The organism is Micromonospora antibiotica (assembly GCF_017599305.1).
Lineage (GTDB): Bacteria > Actinomycetota > Actinomycetes > Mycobacteriales > Micromonosporaceae > Micromonospora > Micromonospora antibiotica.
In genome coordinates, this window is sequence record NZ_JAGFWR010000003.1 from 404026 (window position 1) to 423934 (window position 19909).

The window sequence follows — 19909 nt, forward strand, 5'->3', positions numbered from 1 at the left end:
GACGGACGACGGGCCCTCCCGGCGTGCGGGACGACGGTCCGGACCGGCCCGGTCCGGGGCTGGCCGACGATGGTCCGGCCGGGGCACGTCGCACCGGCCGGCGGGTCGGGGGTGATGCACCGCCGGCCCGACCCGGGTGCGCCCGGGTCGGGCCGGCGGTGGTGGTACTCAACTGACGCTGGTGCTCAATCTGACGGTGGTACTCAGCTGGCGGTGCAGGTCGGGGTCACACCCGCCGCGCTGCCCGTGCCCTGGAAACCGAACTCGGTCGACTGACCGGCACCGAGCGCACCGTTGTAGTCCACGTTCGTGAACCGCACCGTCCCGGAGTTACCACTGGCCGTCGCCGACCACGTCCCGGTCACACTCGTCCCACCCGGCAGGGTCACGCTCACCGTCCACCCACGGGTACCCGACGAACCCGCGGTCACCTTCACCGTCGCCACGAAACCACCCGTCCACGAGTTCAACGACACCGACGCCGAGCACCCCGCCCCGCCCGGAGGCGGCGTGGTCGGGTTCGGCGGGGTCGTCGTCGGGTTCGGCGGCGTGGTGGTCGGGTTCGGCGGGGTGGTCGTCGGGTTGCCCGGGCCGGCGTTGAGCGCGTTCAGCACCGAGTCGTACGCCGGCTTCTTGTTGCCGTTGCAGTCGAACAGCAGCGCGTTGTCGGAGCCGCGCCACGAGTCGCAGTCGCGCACCCCCCACACGGTGATGCCGGCGCACTGCGGGATGGCCATGCAGGACCGGGTTACCGTGCCGAAGATGTTGGCCTGGTTGCCACCGGTCATCACGTCCAGCTCGGTGATCTGGACTTCCACGCCGAGGTCGGCGAAGCGCTTGAGGTTGGCCTGGTAGTCGCCCGGGATCGTGGTGCCCAGGTGGGACTGGAAGCCGACGCAGTCGATCGGCACACCCCGGGACTTGAAGTCCCGCACCATGTTGTAGACGCCAGTCGACTTCGCGTTGACGCCGTCGGTGTTGTAGTCGTTGTAGCAGAGCTTCGCGCCCGGGTCGGCGGCGCGGGCGGCCCGGAACGCCGCCTCGATCCAGTCGTTGCCGGTGCGCTGCAGGTTGGAGTCACGACGCCCACCGCTGCCACCGTCGGCGAACGCCTCGTTCACCACGTCCCAGGCATAGATCTTGCCGCGGAAGTGGGTGGCGACCTGGGTGACGTGGTTGATCATCGCGCTGCGCAGTGCGCTGCCCGACATGCCCTGCGCCCAGCCCGGCTCCTGCTGGTGCCAGAGCAGCGCGTGGCCACGCACGCTCATCCCGTTGGCCTGGGCGTGGCTGACGATCCGGTCGCCGCCGGTGTAGCTGAACCGGCCCTGCTGCGGCTCGGTGGCGTCCCACTTCATCTCGTTCTCGGCCACGATCGAGTTGAACTCGCGGTTGAGAATGGTGGTGTAGGTGCTGGTGGACAGCTTGCCCGTCGCGACCGCCGCGCCGAAGTAGCGGCCCTTCTCGGCCGCCGCCGCCCGCAGGGTCGTCCCGGCGCTGGCGGAGGGGGCCATCGCCAGCGTCATTCCGACGGTGAGTGCGCCGGCGACGGCGAGGGTCGCCGTCGCTAGCAGGGCTCTCTTGGGTCTCATGTCGCATCCTTCTCGGTGTGGGTGCAGCGGTGGTGGTGTTGGGATGCCCGACTCCCCGTACGGCGGACCGCACCGGCCGGCGTGGTACGCCGCCCGGTCAGCCACGGCGCGGACGGGCGGAGACCCCGCCGTGGTCCACGCACGCGATCGACACCGGTGACCTCGACGCCGAGGGCGCAGCCCGGGCCGGCGGGAGGATCGCCCGTACGGTGGAACGGCGTGGCGCCGCCCGAAAAGGGAGCCATGATCCTCCTTGTCAGAGGAGACCGGGCCGGCCGGGCGGAACCGTCCGACCCCATGCGTACGGGGCCGGTCGCGCCGCCACCGGCAGTTGCTGACGGGAATCCTGATCCGACGTCCCGCATGCCCTGGGGGGACGTCGCGATCCAAGGTGCGACCAGCACGGCTCGCCCGGTGAGCCATCAGGTGCTGTCGTCCTCGCATCGACTGTGAGCGATAACATGTCATTCGTCAAGTCGTAGCGATCTGTCCGGGTCGATCCGACCGTCCACCGTCGCCGCCGGGCGGGCCGGCGGGCCGGGAGTTTCTCGCGGCGATCGAGATCGGCACGCGGACCGGCCCGCCACGCCCGACCGACCGGGTCCGGCGGGGCGGGCGGTCCAGGTGCTGACCGGGCAGCACGTGGGCGGACCGGGCAGCACGCGGGCGGTCGCGGGGCGGCCGTCCCGTCAGGTCGCCGGGGGCGCGGTGCTCTGCCGGACGGTGAGGGTGGTCGCCAGCTCTAGGCGGACCTGGCCGGTCGGCTCCCCCCGGCCGAGCGCGAGCGCCAACTCGGTGGCGGTGGCCGCCATCTCGATCAACGGCTGGTGCACGGTGGTCAGCGCCGGATCGACCAGGGCGGCCATCGGCAGGTCGTCGAAGCCGACGACGCTGAGGTCGGCGGGAATCCGCAGCCCCAGCGACCGGGCCGCCTGGTAGACGCCCAGGGCCTGCAGGTCGTTGCACGCGAAGATGGCGGTCGGCCGGTCGGGCCGGCGGAGCAGGTCGAGCGCCGCGGCCTGGCCGTCGGCGGGGTTCAGGCCGGTGTGCACGACCAGGTCGGCGGTCACCGGCAGGCCGGCCGCCTCCAGGGCGGACCGGTGGCCGTCCAGTCGGGCCCGGCAGCACAGGACGTGTTCCGGGCCACCGATCATCGCGATCCGTCGGTGACCGAGCCCGATCAGGTGGCGGGTGGCCGACCGGCCGCCGGCCCAGTTCGTCGCACCGACGAACGGCACGTCCTCGGGCAGCTCGGTGGTGGGGTCGAAGACCACGAACGGGATGCCCCGGGCCCGTAGCCGCTGGTGGTCCTCCGCGCCCAGTTGGGCCACCATCACCAGGCAGTCCGGCCGGCGGGCGAGGGTGTCGTCGATCCAGTACCGGATCGCGTTGCGTTGCGGCCCGAACTCCGTCAGCACGACGCCGACGCGCTGCTGCCGGGCCGCCCGCTCGACGCCCCGGATGATCTCCAGGCCCCACATGTCCTCGATCTCGTCGAAGACCAGCTCCATGATGTTGCTGCGGGTCGCCGGGGCGGTCCTGCGGTAGCCGTGGTGACTGATCGCCGCCTCGACGCGGGCCCGGGTGTCCGCCGCGACACCGGACCTACCGTTGATCACCTTCGACACGGTCGGAATCGACACGCCGGCTGACTCCGCGATCGCCGCGATCGTCACCGGTCTGGTCGGATCGACGAACGACGCCAGGTCGCCGCCCGGCCTGCCCGACTCGACGTGCCTCAATCCGGCCTCCTCCTCTGCGGCGGCTGCCGGTCGGGCCGGCATCGCCACGCGACCGGGCCGCCGGCACCGTTCAGGGAAACCAGGATAACCCGGCGGCCGGCGTCCGACCCCGACGCACATTCGGGGGTACGACCAAGAGTTTCCGTCATCTGTCGATCTGAACTCAGCACCTCCCGGTGTTCCCGTGTCGCCACCGGGGCCAGACCAGCGGGCCAGGCCCCGGACAACCCGGGAACTTCCCCTCCATTGACGTGCGTCAACCGACACTTGTATGGTCTGCGACGGAAACTTTCCGAGTCCATCCTCCGATTGTTTCCAGGCGGGAGCCTCGCCATTCCGTACGGACGCACTGGGCAGCGTCCGTATCCGCCACGCCCGGCCGTGCCGTCGGACGGTCACGCCCGCCCGGCGCAACCCCGTTCTCCCGGTTGCGGTGGCCCGGTGCGGTGGCCCCACCCGATCCGGTTCACCCCGGACCCGTCAGGGCGGCCCGGTCGGCGAGACGTCCGACGACCCCAACCACCGTGCCACCATGGCGAGGAGTTCCCAGATGAGTTCACACCACCTCCGAAGAATGCGGCGGCGGGCCGGCCTGCTCGCCGGCGCACTTGCCGCACTGCTGTTCGCGGGCCTGATGATCACCGGCAGCGCCCAGGCCGCCGCCGGCTGCCGGGTGGCGTACACCGTGCCGTCGCAGTGGCAGGGCGGATTCACCGCCGACGTGCAGGTCACCAACCTCGGTGACGCGATCAACGGCTGGACGTTGACCTGGTCCTTCCCGGCCGGCCAGCGCGTCACCCAGGCGTGGAACTCGACGGTCACCGCCGCCGGCAGCCAGGTCACCGCGAAGAACCTGAGCTACAACGCGGCGATCGCCACCAACGGCACGGTCTCCTTCGGCTTCAACGGGTCGTGGACGGGCAGCAACCCCGTACCGACCTCGTTCACCCTCAACGGCGTCGCGTGCACCGGGAACCCGGGCGGCACCCCGACCGCCAGCCCCACCCAGACCCCGACGCCGACCCCCACCCCGACGCCGACGACCTCCCCGTCGCCGTCGCCGGGTGGGGACCCGATGGCGACGGTGGCGGCGATGCAGCCCGGCTGGAACCTGGGCAACACCCTCGACGCCATTCCCGACGAGACCGCGTGGGGCAACCCGCTGACCACCCAGGCCCTGCTGCACCAGGTGCGCTCACAGGGCTACAACAGCATCCGCATCCCGGTGACCTGGACCGACCACACCGGTCCGGCGCCGACCTACACCATCGATCCGGTCTGGTTGGCGCGGGTCCGGCAGGTGGTCGACTGGTCGCTGGCCGAGGGCTTCTACGTGATGATCAACCTGCATCACGACTCCTGGCAGTGGATCAACACGTACCCGGGCGACCGCACCACCGTCCTGAACCGGTACAACGCGTTGTGGACCCAGATCGCAACCACCTTCCGCGACCACCCGGCCAAGCTGGTCTTCGAGAACATCAACGAGCCGCAGTTCACCGGCACCTCCGACGACGCCCAGGGCGACGAGGTGCTGCGGGAGCTGCACCTGGCGTTCGTCCGCCTGATCCGCCAGTCCGGCGGCGGCAACGCCACCCGGCTGCTGGTGCTGCCCACCCTGCACACCAGCGGCGAGCAGGCCCGGATGGACGCGCTGAACACCACGCTCAGCCAGCTGCGCGACCCCAACATCGCCGCGACCATCCACTTCTACGGGTACTGGCCGTTCAGCGTCAACATCGCCGGCGGCACCCGCTACGACAGCAACGTCGAGCAGGACCTCGTCGGCACCTTCGAGCGGGCCCGCGCCTCCTTCGTCGCCCGCGGCATCCCCGTGATCATCGGTGAGTGGGCGCTGCTCAGCTACGACTACACCCGCCCCGGCATCATCGAACGCGGCGAACTGCTGAAGTTCTTCGAGGCCGTCGGCTACCACGCCCGCATCCGCAACCTCACCACCATGCTCTGGGACGCGGGATCCTTCCTCAACCGCCCCACGTTGCAGTGGCGGGACCAGGGCATCGCCGACCTGATGAAGGCGAACCTGACCACCCGCTCGGCCACCGCGTCCGCCGACCAGGTCTACCTGCCGCGCAGCGGCACCATCACCAGCAGGTCGCTCACCCTCAACCTCAACGGCACGTCGTTCCAGGGCCTGCGGCAGGGCAGCACCAACCTGGTCAACGGCACCGACTACACGGTCTCCGGCAGCACCCTCACGCTGACCGCGTCGGCGCTGAGCCGGCTGGCCGGCAACCGCGCCGCCGGGGTCAACGCCACCATCGAGGCCCGCTTCTCCCAGGGCGTGCCGTGGCAGATCAGCATCATCTCCTACGACCCGCCGACCCAGTCGGCGGCCAGCGGGACGACCAGCTCGTTCGCCATCCCCACCCAGTTCCGGGGTGACCAGCTCGCCACCATGGAGGCCAAGTACGCCGACGGCAGCGGCGCCGGACCGGCGAACTGGACCTCCTACAAGGAGTTCTGGACGCACTTCCAACCGGACTACAGCGCCAACACCATCCTGCTGAAGCCGGAGTTCTTCGCCGAGGTCAACGACGGCCCGGTCACCCTGACCTTCCACTTCTGGAGCGGTACACAGAAGACGTACCGGATCACGAAGTCCGGGAGCACGGTCACCGGCAGTCCGGCCTGAGCCGGCCGGGGCGTCGCGGACGATGGACCGCGACGCCCCGGCCAATGGGGTGAGGGTGTCCCTCCGGGCCTCTGGGGCACCCTCACCCCGCCGTGGACCACGGCCACGGCACCCCGTGGAAGGCCGCCTCGACCAGCAACGCCTCGATGCCGGACAGCAGCCCCTCGGCCCGCTCGACGGACAGGTAGCGGGTGTCGGCGGTGACGACCAGTTCCACCGCGCCCGGGGCGTCGAGCACCTGCACCCGGCACCGCCACGCGAACCGGTCCAGCTCCCCCACCCAGCGGAACGCGCCGGGCGTCACCATCGCCCGCAGGCCGGCCTCGTCCGGACCGGCCGCGCCGGGCCCGACCTCGGGGGCGAGCCGGGTGTCGTTGAGGTAGCACAGCGGGGCCAGCACGCTACGGTGGTCGTGCCCCAGCTCGGTGAAGGCACGCTCGAACTCGGCCGGGTCGTAGTAGGCGTGCCGGTAGGCGTCCAGGGCCGCCCGCCCGGCCCGGGACAGCAACTCGGCGAAGTCCGGTCGATCGACCAGGTCGAGCCGGCAGAGCCCGATCTGGTTCAGGGTGGCGACCGCCTGGTCGTACCCCGGCGGGAAGCGGTTGTTCGCCATCACCACCATCCCGCAGGCATCCTGCCCACCCCCGCTCAGCACCGCGGCGGTCGCGGCCAGCAGGACGGTCGAGGTGCTGACGCCGTGCCGGGCGGCGACCAGCCGCACCGCGTGGTGGACGGCCGGGGAGACCAGCGAACCCCGCCGGTAGCGGGGCGTCGACCCCGCTCCGGTCGGATCGGCCAGGTCCATCGGCAGGCCCGCGAACTGCCTGGTCCAGTACGCCACCGCCCGCTGCGAACGCCGCCGCTGCACCGTGCGCTCCCGCGCGGCGAGATCCAGCGACTGGAGCCCGGGCGGGCTGTCCAACACTCCCCGTAGCAGCAGCAACCGCAGGTCCCGCAGGACGATGCCGGCGGCGTGGAAGTCGACGGCGCAGTGACTGAACACCAGCACGACCTGCCGTACCCGATCGTCCACGGTGACCAGCGCGACCCGCAGCGGATACGCCACGGCGTGGTCGAAGGGCACCCCGGCCAGCCGCGCGGCCAGCTCCGCCGCGGTGCGCGCGCCGTCCGGGTCGTCGGCCGGGCGGGGTACGGCGTGCACCGGGACCGGCAGCCGCCCGGCCGCCGACGCCACCTGGCACAGCTGCCCGTCGTGCGGGCGGACCCGGGTGCGCAACGACTCGTGCCGGGCGACGAGCGCCCCCACCGCCCGCACCGCCCGGGGCACGTCCACCCCGGCCCGTGCCGACACCGCCAGCGTGCGCGGCAGGGTCAGCACCCGGTAGGCGGCGGGCGCCACGAACTCCGCCACCGTCCGCCACATCGCCCGCTGCCCCCACGTCAACGGCGCGGTCGCGTCCCGACCCCCGTCGAACTCGGCGTACGCCACCCGGTCGCCGCCCGGCCAGGCGTCGCCACCCGGCCCCCCGGTGGGCACCGGCCCGGCAGCCGGGGACGGCCCGGCGGTGAGCGCCGACCCAGCGGCCGGGGACGGCACGGCAGCCGGGGACCAGGGCCAGGGCACCTCGTGGAAAGCGGCCTCCACCAGCAACTCCTCCAGCCCGCGCAGGAACGGTTCGACGGCGTCCAGCGTCCGGTGCCGGGTGTCGACCGTGAGTGTGACACCCACCCCCGACGGCTCGTCGACCACGTGGGTCAGCAGCTGCCAGGACGCCTGGTCGAGCCCCGTCGTCCAGGAGAAGGTGCTCCGGCCCGTGGCGGCCCGCAGCGCGTCCCGGGTCACCACCGGCAGCCGGTCGACCCCGCCGAGGGGCAACCTGATGTCATTGAAGTAGTAGTGCGGCTGGAACGCCGACGCCGGGTCGACCCCCCGTTCGACGAATGCGTGCCGCAGCGCGACCGGGTCGTAATACGCGTGCCGCAGGCCGTCCAGGGAGGCGCTCCACACCCGGGACAACAACTCCCCGAAATGGGGGCGACCGGACAGATCCAGCACACCGAAACCGATCTGGCCGAGATTGGCGACGGCATTCGCGTACCCGGCGCGAAATCGATTGTGGGCCATCGGGAATAGGCCGCGACGGTCCTGTCCGTCAGCACCGGCGGCCATCGCCACCACCCCGGCCAGCAACACCGCGGAGCCGCTGACCCGGTGCCGGGCGGCGATCAGCCGGGTGGCCGTGTCGACGGCGGAGGAGACCAGCACCCCCCGCCGCCACGGCGGGGTCAGGCCCGGCCCCGGCTGCGCGGGCGGCGACGTCGGCAGCCGGTCGAACTCCCGCAGCCAGTGCCCGACCGCCCGCGCCGAGCGGTCCCGGTCGGCCCCGTGCTGCCCCCGCGCCACGTCCGCCGACTGTGGTCCGGCGGGGGTGGACACATCACCACGCAGCATGATCAGCCGCAGGTCCCGCAGCACCGTCTCGGCGGCGTACGCGTCCACCGTGGAGTGGCTGAACACCACCACGACCTGTCGTACCCGGTCGTCGACCGTCACCAGCGCGACCCGCAGCGGCCACTCGGCGGCGTGGTCGAAAGCGACGTCGCCGAGCCGGCCGGCGGCCTCCCGGGCGGCCTCTGCGCCGTCGTGCGTCCCGGCGCAGACCAGCAGCGGCAGCGCCCCGGCCGCCGCCGTCTCCTGGCGTGGCTCCCCGTCGACCTCCCGGACCCGGGTGCGCAACGCGCCGTGCCGACCGACCAACGCGCCGACCGCGCGGGCGACGCCGGGCACCGCCGCCCCCGCCCGCCGGGACACCGGGACGGTACGGCGCAGGTTGAGAAAGACGTGGTTCGAGCCGTTGCGGGCGATCGAGCGCCACATCACCCGCTGGGCCCAGGTCAACGGGGCCACCCCGGCACCGTCGCCGGAGAACTCGGCGTGGACCAGGGTCTCGGACGCCCATTGCGCAGGCACCACCGCGTCGGCGAATCGCATTCCCGACCGTACGACGTGACGGCCGTCGCCGAATCGCTCGAAGGTGCTTTCCATAGTGGACCGATCAGCCGATCCGACGGTTCGCACCCGACGTGCACACTACTGGCCACTGCCCGCACCGTTTCGAGTAAGGCACCGCGTGACGAACGTTGACGTACCGACGCGGGCCGCCCCGCCACATTCCACCATCCCCCGGTCCACCGGAAATCCGCGTCTGTCATTCGGTCAGGAACGGATCTGGTTCACCGAACAGCTCTCCCCCGGCACCGCCGCGTACGTCGTGCACGCGACGGTGCGGCTGCGCGGGCCGTTCGACGTCGACCTGCTGCGCGCCGCCCTCGACGCCACCGCCACCCGGCACGACAGCCTGCGGATGCGGTTCACCGAGAGCGTCGACGGGGAGCCCGTGGTGACGGTGCTGCCCGAGGTGCGGGTGCCGGTGACCGTCACCGCCGCAGCGACGGGGGACGCCGCCCACGCGCTGGTCGCCGAGTCGGTCCACACCCCGTTCGACCTCACCGTCGCGCCGCTGCTGCGGGTGCTCGTCGTCCGGCTGGCCGACACCGAGCACCTGCTGCACCTGGCCATGCACCACATCGTCAGCGACGGCTGGTCGCTGGACCTGCTGCTCGGCGAGATCGCCGCCGGTTACGCCGCGCTGCGCGACGGTGGCGAACCACCCGCCCCGCCGGTCACCCGCTACGTCGACTACGCCCGCTGGCAGCGGGACCGGCTCGACGGCCCGGCGACCGGGGACGGATTCGCCCACTGGACCCGCGCGCTGGCCGGCGTGCCGCCGCTGGAGCTGCCCACCGACCGGCCCCGCCCGACCGTGCAGTCCTACCCGGGCGCGACCCACCGGTTCACCGTCGACGCCGACCTCACCGACGGGCTGCGCCGACTGGGCCGGACCCACCGGGCCACCCTCTACATGACCCTGCTCACCGGCTTGCAGGCCGTGCTGTTCCGGCACAGCGGGCAGCGGGACTTCGCCGTCGGCTCGCCGGTGGCCGGCCGGGTGGTCCCCGAGCTGGAACACCTGATCGGTCTCTTCGTCAACACCCTGGCCCTGCGCGCCGACCTCTCCCCCGACCCGACGACCGCCGCCGAGCCGAGCTTCGCGAGCCTGCTGCGCCGCAACCGGGGCATCGTCGTGCGTGCCCTGGCGCACCAGGAGATCCCGTTCGAACGCCTCGTCAAGGAACTCAACGTCACCCGGGACGTCACCCGCGCCCCGGTGTTCCAGGTGCTGTTCACCCTGCAGAACTACGCCCGGGGCGGCGACCGGTGGCCGGCCGGACTGCACGTCGAGGGCGTCGGCACCGACGCCGCCAGCGCCCGCTTCGACCTGTCGCTGTACGTCGGGGAGAGCGCCGACGGACTGCGCGGCACGTTCGTCTACCACACCGACCTGTTCGACGCCGCCACCGTGGCCCGGCTCGCCGGGTCCTTCCAGACCCTGCTGCGGGCCGCCGTCGCCGACCCGGACCGGCCGGTCGTCGACCTGGACCTGCTCGACCCGGCCGAACGGGACCGGATGCTGGCCCTCGCCGGCGCTCCGGCGACGCCGCCCGCCCCGGAGGCACCGCCGGCTCAGGAGGCACCGCCGGCTCCGGAGGCACCGCCGGCTCCGGAGGCACCGCCCGCTCCGGACCGGTGGGCCGGGGAGCAGGCGCGCGGGTTGCCGTCGGACGACCGCACCGGGGTCACCGGGGCGGCGGTCACCCTGGCCGACCTGATCGCCCCGCACGTCACCGCCACCCCGGACGCGCCGGCCGTGGTCTGCGGGTCGGACCGGATCAGCTACCGGGAGCTGGACCGGCGGGCCAACCGGCTCGCCCACTGGCTGCGGGCCCGGGGGGTGGGCCCGGACCGGCTGGTCGGGGTGCTGCTGGAGCAGTCGGTCGAGCTGGCCGTGACGCTGCTCGGGGTGCTGCGGGCCGGCGGCGCGTACCTGCCGCTGGACCCGGAGCAGCCCGCCGCCCGGCTCGGCCTGATGCTCGCCGACGCCCGGCCGACCGTGCTGCTGACCAGCGCGAACCTGCTCGACCGGCTGCCCGCCGGGACCGTGGCGAACCGCCTGGACGAGATCGCCACCGAGGTCACCGCCGCACCGGACGACCGACCCACGACCGGCGTCGGCGGCGAGCACCTGGCCTACGTCATCTACACCTCCGGCTCGACCGGCACCCCGAAGGGGGTGGCCGTGCCGCACCGGCCGGTGCTGCGCTACCTCGACGGGGTGGCGGACCGGTTCGCCGTCGTCCCGGCCGCCCGGTACGGGCTGTTGCAGTCGATGTCGTTCGACTTCGCCGTCACCGTCTTCTACCTGGCGCTGGCCACCGGCGGCACGGTGCACCTGCTCCCCCGCCGGGGCACCGGGGCCGAGCTGGCCGCCCGGCTGCGCGACGAACGGATCGACTACCTGAAGATCACCCCGTCGCACCTGGCGGCGCTGACCGCCGACTGCGCAGCGGAGGACCTGCTGCCGGCCCGGGCGCTGATCCTCGGCGGCGAGGCGTCCGACCTGGAGCGGATCGCCCCGCTCGCCGCCGGGCCGACCCGGGTGTTCAACCACTACGGGCCCACCGAGGCCACCGTCGGCGTGGCCACCTACCGGGTGCCCGTGGACGGGCCGGACGTCGGCCCGGTACCGACCGGCCGGCCGCTGCCGTACGCCTCGGTGCACGTGCTCGACGAGCGGATGCGTCCGGTGCCGGTCGGGGTGCCCGGTGAGCTGTACCTCGGCGGGGAGCGGCTCGCCCGGGGCTACCTGCACCGGCCCGGCCCGACCGCCGAACGGTTCGTGCCCGACCCGTACGGGCCGCCCGGGTCCCGGCTGTACCGCACCGGTGACCTGGGCCGGTGGCGGGCCGACGGGGAGCTGGTCTTCCTCGGTCGCCGCGACCACCAGGTGAAGATCCGTGGTTACCGGGTCGAGTTGGGTGAGGTGGAGGCCGCCCTGCGGGACTGCCCGGGGGTACGCCAGGCGGCGGTGCTGCTGCGCGACGACCGGCTGGTGGCCTACCTGGAGCGGGAACCGGGGCCGGACGCGGACGCCGAACCGGGGCCGGACGCGGATGCCGAACCGGGGCCGGACGCGGACGCCCCGGACCCGGCGCGCTGGCGTCGCCTGCTCGCCGGGCGGCTGCCCGAGCACATGGTGCCCACCCGCTGGGTGGTGCTGGACCGGCTGCCGTTGCAGGAACACGGGAAGGTGGACCGGCGGGCCCTGCCCGAGCCAACCGACGACGGCCCGACCGGCGAGCGGGTGCCGCCGGTGGGGCCGGTGGAGACGCTGGTGGCCGACGTGTGGCGGACGGTGCTCGGAGTGCCCGAGGTGGGCGTCACCGACGACTTCTTCGACCTGGGCGGGCACTCGCTGCTGGCCACCCGGGTCGTGGCCCGGCTGCGCCGGGAACTGCCCACCGTCACCGACGGCACCCCGACGGTCAGCGTGATGGACCTGTTCCGGTACCGCACCGTACGCGAACTGGCCGGCCTCGTCGGCGGGCCGGACCCGGGTCGGGCCGGGCTGCTGCACGAGTTGACGCCGCCGGTGCCCGCCGCCGACCGGGTCGCCACCCTGGTGTGCGTGCCGTACGGCGGGGGCAGCGCGGTGGTGTACCAGCCGCTGGCCGACGCGCTGCCGGCCGGGTACCGGCTGCTGGCGGTGGCCGTACCCGGACACGACATCGGCCTCGCCGACGAGCCCGCACCGATCGCCGACGTCGCCGCCGGGGTGGTCGCGGAACTTCTGGGCCGGGTCACCGGCCCACTGATCGTGTACGGGCACTGCGGCCCCGGCGGGGCGCTGGCCGTGGAGGTCGCCCGCCGGCTGGAGGCCGCCGGACGGGACCTGCTCGCGGTCTACCTCGGTGCGGTGTTCCCGTTCGCCCGCCCCGCCGACGGGCCGCTCGGGCCGCTGCTGCGGCTGCGGTTGGCCGAACGGCTGCGCAGCGACCGGATCTACCGCACCTGGTTGCAGGCGCAGGGCACCGCCGTCGGCTCGCTCGCCCCCGACGAGGTGCGATTCCTGGTCCGGGCGATGCGGCACGACGCCCGGGTGGCCGAGGACTACTTCACCGACCTGATGCGCCGGCGGGTCACCCCGCTGCGGGCACCGGTCGTCTCGGTGGTCGGTGAGCGGGACCGCAGCACCGACTACCACGAGGAACGGTTCCGGGAATGGCACTTCCTCAGTGACCGCACCGCGCTCGTCGTGGTCGACGAGGGCGGGCACTACTTCCTCAAGTACCGGTCGGATGAACTGGCCGAGATCGTCACCGACGTGCACCGGCGGCTCGACACTCCACCCCGGCCCGCCCCGACCGGGTCGGCCGCCACGCCACCGGCCTGGCAGCTCGCCGCCGTCTCCCGCCGCAGCGCCGACGGACCCCCCACGTCCGACCCGCCCCCGGCAGGCGTGGGTGGCGCGGACCGGGGCCGGACCGCGCCACCGCCGAGCCTGCGCCGCTTCGGCCTGGTCGCGGCCGGTCAGGTCGTCTCCGGGCTGGGCACCGCGCTGACCACCTTCGCGATTCCACTGTGGATCTACACGCAGACCGGCTCGCTCGCCCGGTTCGCCCTGTTCGCCGTGCTCGGCCTGCTGCCCGGCCTGCTGGTCGCACCGCTGGCCGGCGCGCTGATCGACCGCACCAGCAGGCGGCGCGTGCTGCTGCTCGCCGGCCTCGCCGCCGGCAGCGCCAACGCGGTGCTCGCCGGGCTGGTGCTCACCGACCGGGCGCAGGTGTGGCACTTCTATCCGCTGGTCGGCTGGCTGTCGGTGGCACTGGCCTTCCAACGGCTCGCGTTCGTCTCGGCGGTGCCGCAACTGGTGCCCAAACGCTTCCTCGGGCACGCCAACGGCCTCACCCAGACCGCCGTCGGCCTCACCCAGTTCACCGTGCCGCTGCTCGCCGTGGCCCTGCTGGAGACCGTCGGGCTGCGCGGCATCCTGCTCGTCGACGTGGCGTCGTACCTGTTCGCGGTCGGGGTGCTGGCGGTCGTCCGGTTCCCCCGCACCCTGGCCCTGCAACGCCGCGAGGGCATCGGCACCGAGATCGTCGCCGGGCTGCGCTACGCGCTGCGGCGTCGGGAGTTCCGCGCCATGCTGGCGTTCTTCGCCGCGCTCAACTTCTTCCTGTTCCCGGTGCTGTTCCTGCTCTCCCCGCTGGTGCTCGGCTTCGCCGACCTCACCGACGTGTCCCGCGTCGCGCTGACCGGTGGGGTCGGTGCGGCCACCGGGGGCCTGGTGATGCTGCTCTGGGGCGGACCCCGCCGACGCCGGATGCGGGCGGTGCTGCTGGGCACCCTCGGCATCGCGGTGGCCGCCGTGCTGACCGGGTTGCGACCCAACCTGCTGCTCATCGGGGCCGGCGCGTTCGGCATGTACCTGGCGCTGGGCATCGTCAACGGCGTCTACCAGACGATCATCCAGACCAAGGTGCCGGCCCGGGTGCACGGCCGGGTGTTCGCGGTCAACCAGATGGTCGCCCAGTCCACCCTGCCGCTGGGCTGGGGCGTCGTCGCCCCGTTCGCCGCCCGGGTGGTGGAGCCCACGCTGCTGCCCGACGGGGCGCTGGCCGGCACCGTCGGGGTGGTGCTCGGGGTCGGGCCGGGTCGGGGACACGGGCTGCTCTACGTGCTGTTCGGGGTGTGCATCGCGCTGACCGCGCTGGTGTCGCTGGCCACCCCCACCCTGGCCCGGTTCGACGACGAGGTGCCCGACGCGCCCCCGGACGACCTGGTCGGCCTCGAGGAACGCCGGGCCCGTACGGCCACCCCCGCCGACCGGACCCCGGTGGGTGCCGGGACGGGAGGGTCGCGGTGAGCACGACACCCACCGGGACGCCCCCGCCGCGTACCCTGCCGGAACTGCTCGACTGGCGCACCGGGCTGCACCCCGACCAGGTGGCGGTCGAGGTGCACCAGGTGGCCACGCTGACCTTCGCCCAATGGTCCGCCGGGGCACGGGCCGTCGCCGCCGCGCTGCGCCGTCGGGGGCTGCGCCCCGGCGACCGGGTCGGCCTGGTCTTCGGCCCCCGCGACTGGGTCCGGTACGCGGTGGCGTACTGCGGGGTCCTGTGGGCCGGCGGGGTGGCGGTGCCGCTGTCCGACCGGCTCGCCGCCGGGCAGCTCGGGTACGCGCTGACCCACTGCACGGCCACCGCCGTCGTGCACGGCGACGACACCCCCGCCCCGCCCGCCCCACCCGGCGTGGCGGTGTTCGGCGACGCCGAGCTACGCGCCGACGGGTACCCCGACGACGGCGACCCGGTCACCGTCCGCCCCGGTGACCTCGCGCAGATCCTCTACACGTCGGGGACGACGGGCCGCCCCAAGGGGGTGTCGGCGCGGCACGCCAACCTCACCGCCGGTGCGCCGCACCACCCGCGCCGGTTGGCCCTGGCCCACTCGCAGCGGTTCCTGCACGCCTTCGCCATCGGCACCAACGCCGGGCAGACGATGCTGCTCAACGCGCTGACCGCGAAGGCCGCCGCGCTCACCCTGCCCCGCTTCACCCCGGTCCGGTTCGCCCGGCTGGTCGCCGCCGCCGGCACCGGGACGGTGTTCGTGGTGCCGTCGATCGCCATCGAGCTGCTCGACTCCGGGGCGCTGCGGGACCGCGACACCAGCGGCGTACAGCTGATCGGGTCCACCGCCGCGCCGCTGCCACCGGCGGTCGCGGCCCGGCTGGCCACGGCCTTCCCGCAGGCCACGATCGTCAACTACTACACCTCCACCGAGGCCGCCCCGGCGCAGACCACGATGATCTACGACCCGGCCCGGCCGGACGCGGTCGGTCGGCCGGTCGGCGGGCAGCTGATGGTCGCCGACCCCGACGGCCGCCCGCTGCCGGCCGGGACGAGCGGCGACGTGTGGCTGCGCTCACCGCACCCGCGCGCCTACTACCGCGACGACGCAGCGAACCGGACCACCTTCCGCGACGGGTGGGTACGGATGGGTGACGTGGGCCGGATCGACGCCGACGGCTACCTCTACCTCACCGACCGGCACCAGGACGTGATCAAGACCGGTGCGTTCAAGGTCTCCACCGTCGAGGTCGAGGCGGCGCTGCACGAGCATCCGCTGGTGGCCGAGGTAGCAGTGGTGGGGGTGCCGCATCCGGTGCTCGGTTCCGCGGTGGCCGCCGCCGTGGTGACCCGGCCGCAGGCCGGCACGGACGGGCTGACGCTACCGGTGCTGCGCGGCTTCCTCGCCGACCGGCTGGCCGACCACCAGCTGCCCGCCCGGCTGCTGCTGCTGGACCGGCTGCCCCGCAACGAGGGCGGCAAGGTGCTCAAACGGCAGCTGACCGTCCTGTTCGACAACTGACCACCCGCACCGACAGCACGACCATGGGAGAGCATGTGGGCACCGCCGAGGCGACCTTCGCGCAGCACGCCGTCTGGTTCACCGAACAGGCCGGGGTCGCCGGCACGGCGTACCACCTGGCGCTGGGCATCCGGTTCGGCGCGGAGCTGGACCGGGCGGCCCTCGTCGCGGCGTGCGCGGCGACGGTCGCCCGGCATCCGGTCCTGGCCACCCGGGTCGGCACCGACGACGACGGCACCCCCCGGTTGACGCCGGCCGACACCCGCCCGGCGGTCACCTTCGGGGAGCTGACCGACGCCCGGATCGCCGAGGAGATCGCCCGGCCGTACGACCTGCGGACCGGCCCGCTGGCCCGGTTCACCCTGCTGACCGGGACGACGGGTGCCCACCTGCTGCTGGTCACCGCGCACCACCTGGTCTTCGACGGCACCTCCAAGGACGTGCTGGTCCACGACCTGGCCGCCGGATACGCCGCCGCCCGGTCCGCCGGCCCGGAGCGGCCCGCCGACACCGGCCCGGAACAGCCCGGCGACGACCACGCCGGCCGCGCGGCGGTCGACCAACAGCGGATCGCCGTCGACCTGCCCGCCGCCCGCGACTTCTGGGCGCGGCACTGGTCCGGCCCCGGTGACGTGGTGCTGCCCGGCCTGCGCCGGCTGCCCACCGGCGCCGAACCCGGCGTCGCCGTCGAGGTGGCGCTGCCCGCCGACGTGGTCGACGGCCTCGACGCGGCGGCCCGGTCGCTCGGGGTGACCCGCTTCGAGCTGCTGTTCGCCGCGCTGCACACCCTGCTCGGGCGGTACGGCAACCAGGGCACGCCGGTGGGGGTGGCGCTGTCCACCCGTACCCCCGAACAGGCCGGCCGGATCGGATTGTTCGTCAACGAACTACCCGTCACCGTCGACCCGGCCGACGGCACGTTCCGCGCGTACGCCCGCGCCGTGCGGGTCCGGCTGCGCGAGGTGTACCGGCACCGGGCCGTGCCGCTGGCCCACGCGGTGCCCGGTCTGCGGCCCGCCCCGGCGGTGACCCCGGTCAGCGTCGGCTACCGGCGGCGCGGCGCGGAACCGGTCTTCCCCGGGGTGACCGCAGCGGTCGACTGGACGCTGTTCGGCGGCGCCGCCCGCAACGCCCTGCACGTGCAGATCGTGGACGCCCCCACCGGCCCCACGGTCAGCCTCCAGCACAGCCCGGCGGCGATCCCGACCGACGCGGTACGCCGGATCGGGGCGCACCTGTGTACCCTGCTCGCCGCCGTGGTCGCCGACCCGGACCGGCCGGTGGCGCAGCTGCCGGTGCTGCCCGCCGGGGAACTCGACCGGGTCACCCGGGTGTGGAACGACACCGGCCGGGCGTACCCCGCCGGGGCGAGCGTGCCCGGCCTCTTCGCCGCCCGGGTCGCCGCCGACCCGGACGCGCCGGCCGTGGTCGACGACGACCTGACCCTCAGCTACGCCCAGCTCGACGCCGCCGCCGACCGGTTGGCGGGGCTGCTGCGCCAACGCGGGGTCGGGCCCGGGTCACTCGTCGCGGTCGCCCTGGACCGGTCCTGGCGGGCGGTGGTCACCCTGCTGGCGGTGCTGCGCTGCCGGGCCGCGTACCTGCCGGTGGATCCGCAGCACCCGCCGGCCCGCCGGGAACTCGTCCTCGCCGACGCCACCCCCACACTGGTGGTGACGCCGACGGCGACCGCGCTGACCTGGCCGACCCTCGCCCTCGACGGGATCGACCTGCTCACCGGGCCGACGCCGGTCGCCCCCGCCGTGCCGCCGGACGCCGACGACCTGGCCTACGTGCTCTACACCTCGGGCTCGACCGGCCGACCCAAGGGTGTGTCGGTGCGGCACGGGGCGCTGACCAACCTGCTGCTGGGCGTCCGGGACCTGCTGGGCAGTGGCCCGGCACACCGGTGGCTGCACCTGACCTCGCTGTCGTTCGACATCTCCACCGTGGAGGTCTTCCTGCCGCTGGTCACCGGCGGCCGGGTGGTCGTCGCCTCGACGGTCGGCCCCCTCGACGGCGCGGGCGTGCTGCGGCTGGTCCACACCACCGGGGTGACCCACGCCCAGGCCACCCCGTCGGGTTGGCGGGTGCTGCTGGAGGCCGGCCTCGGCACGCCCGCACCGGACGCCGCCGGGCCCACCCCGCCGCTGGTCGCGGTCACCGGCGGGGAGGCCCTGCCGGTCGCCCTCGCCCGGGACCTGCGGGCCCGCACCAGCCGCCTGATCAACGGGTACGGCCCGACGGAGGCGACGGTGTACGCCACGATGGCCGACGTCCCCGCCGATCCCGACGAGGTCACCATCGGACGGCCCCTGCCGAACGTGCGGGCGTACCTGCTGGACGCCTCGGGACGACCGGTGCCGATCGGGGTGCCGGGTGAGCTGCACCTGGCCGGCGTCGGGTTGGCCGCCGGCTACCTCGGCCGCGACGACCGGACCGCCGAGGTGTTCGTGCCGGACCCGTTCGGGCGGCCCGGGGAGCGGCTCTACCGCACCGGCGACCGCTGCCGGTGGCTGCCCGACGGGCGGCTGGAATTCCTCGGCCGCACCGACGACCAGGTGAAGATCCGGGGACACCGAATTGAGTTGGGTGAGATCGACGCCCGGCTGCTCGACCATCCGGCCGTGGCCGGCGCGGCGACGGTGCTGCGCCCGGACGCCGACGGGCCCCGGCTCGTCGCCTACCTGGTGGCCCGCACCGGCACCGACCCGGCACCGGCCGAGCTGCGCCGGCACCTGGCGGCGAGCCTGCCGCAGGCCGTGCTGCCGACCGACTTCGTGCCGCTCGACCGGCTGCCGTCGAGCCCGAACGGCAAGGTCGACCGGGCCGCCCTGGCCGCCCGGGACCTCGCCGTGGACCTCCCCCGGCCACCGGTCACCGACCCCACCCGCCCGGCCGGCACCGCGACGCCCCCGGCCGGCACCACCGACGATCCCCCCGGCACCATCCTCGCGCCCCGCACCACCGTCGCGCCCGGCACCGGAGCACCCGGCACGCCCGGCGCCACCGGCACGCCCGGCATCGGAGCACCCGGCACGACCGGGACCGGTGGGCCGCCCGGCGACCCGGCACGGGGCGGGGCCGTCATGCCGGTCGGGGACGACGATCCGGTGGTGACCCAGCTGCGGCTGATCTGGCAGGAGGTGCTGCGGATCCCCGACATCGGCGTGCACGAGGACCTGTTCGACCTGGGCGGCCACTCGCTGACGATCACCCGGATCAGTGGCCGCATCCGGCAACGACTCGGCGTCGAGGTGCCCCTGGACGCCTTCTTCGACACCCCCACCATCGCCGAGATCGCCGAGATCGTCCGGCCGTCCGTGAAGGAGCGCTGATGGACACCAACGACACCACCGACCTGCGGGGGCGGCTCGCCGACCTGGTCAGCGAGGCCACCGGCGGCGACGTCGCGGCCACCGACCTGCTCACCGGCGGCTCGATGGTCGCTCTCGGCGTCGACTCGCTCGGCCTGCTCCGCATGGTCGACGCGATCGAGCTGGAGTACGACGTCGAGGTCGAGCTGAACGGTCCCGGCCGGCCCCTGGACACCCTCGACGACCTGGTCACGCTGCTGTCCACCGCCGTACCCGACGACGCCCGCTGACCGGCCCGACCCGGGCGGGCC

At 74.1% G+C, this 19909-nt stretch carries 8 protein-coding genes; 5 read left to right on the top strand and 3 right to left on the bottom strand.

Annotated features, from left to right (window positions below; translation table 11 throughout):
• Positions 1-203: 203 nt before the first annotated feature.
• On the bottom strand, positions 204-1592 hold the full coding sequence (locus tag JQN83_RS09930; RefSeq protein ID WP_208566767.1) for an endo-1,4-beta-xylanase: 1389 nt from the start codon (positions 1590-1592) through the stop codon (positions 204-206).
• Positions 1593-2281: 689 nt separating this feature from the next.
• Positions 2282-3334, bottom strand: a complete 1053-nt coding sequence (locus JQN83_RS09935; RefSeq protein ID WP_244252077.1) for a LacI family DNA-binding transcriptional regulator — start codon at positions 3332-3334, stop codon at positions 2282-2284.
• A 574-nt stretch (positions 3335-3908) separates the two neighbouring features.
• Here JQN83_RS09935 and JQN83_RS09940 point away from each other — a divergent pair.
• On the top strand, positions 3909-5990 hold the full coding sequence (locus JQN83_RS09940) for a cellulase family glycosylhydrolase (RefSeq protein WP_208566769.1): 2082 nt from the start codon (positions 3909-3911) through the stop codon (positions 5988-5990).
• Positions 5991-6072: 82 nt separating this feature from the next.
• Here JQN83_RS09940 and JQN83_RS09945 read toward each other — a convergent pair whose 3' ends face one another.
• On the bottom strand, positions 6073-8943 hold the full coding sequence (locus tag JQN83_RS09945) for a condensation domain-containing protein (protein ID WP_208566770.1): 2871 nt from the start codon (positions 8941-8943) through the stop codon (positions 6073-6075).
• A 139-nt stretch (positions 8944-9082) separates the two neighbouring features.
• Between JQN83_RS09945 and JQN83_RS09950 the strand changes: the two genes are divergently transcribed.
• The 4 genes from JQN83_RS09950 to JQN83_RS09965 are packed head-to-tail and all read left to right on the top strand — an operon-like array spanning position 9083 to position 19888.
• A complete protein-coding gene (locus JQN83_RS09950; protein ID WP_307799137.1) occupies positions 9083-14776 on the top strand; it encodes a non-ribosomal peptide synthetase/MFS transporter in 5694 nt (1897 codons plus the stop codon).
• On the top strand, positions 14773-16281 hold the full coding sequence (locus JQN83_RS09955; RefSeq protein WP_307799138.1) for a class I adenylate-forming enzyme family protein: 1509 nt from the start codon (positions 14773-14775) through the stop codon (positions 16279-16281). The genes JQN83_RS09950 and JQN83_RS09955 overlap by 4 nt, the downstream gene beginning before the upstream one ends.
• A gap of 23 nt (positions 16282-16304) precedes the next feature.
• Positions 16305-19619, top strand: a complete 3315-nt coding sequence (locus JQN83_RS09960) for a non-ribosomal peptide synthetase (protein ID WP_208566771.1) — start codon at positions 16305-16307, stop codon at positions 19617-19619.
• Complete coding sequence (locus JQN83_RS09965) at positions 19619-19888, top strand: phosphopantetheine-binding protein (RefSeq protein WP_208566772.1); 270 nt, start codon at positions 19619-19621, stop codon at positions 19886-19888. The genes JQN83_RS09960 and JQN83_RS09965 overlap by 1 nt, the downstream gene beginning before the upstream one ends.
• Positions 19889-19909: the final 21 nt, after the last annotated feature.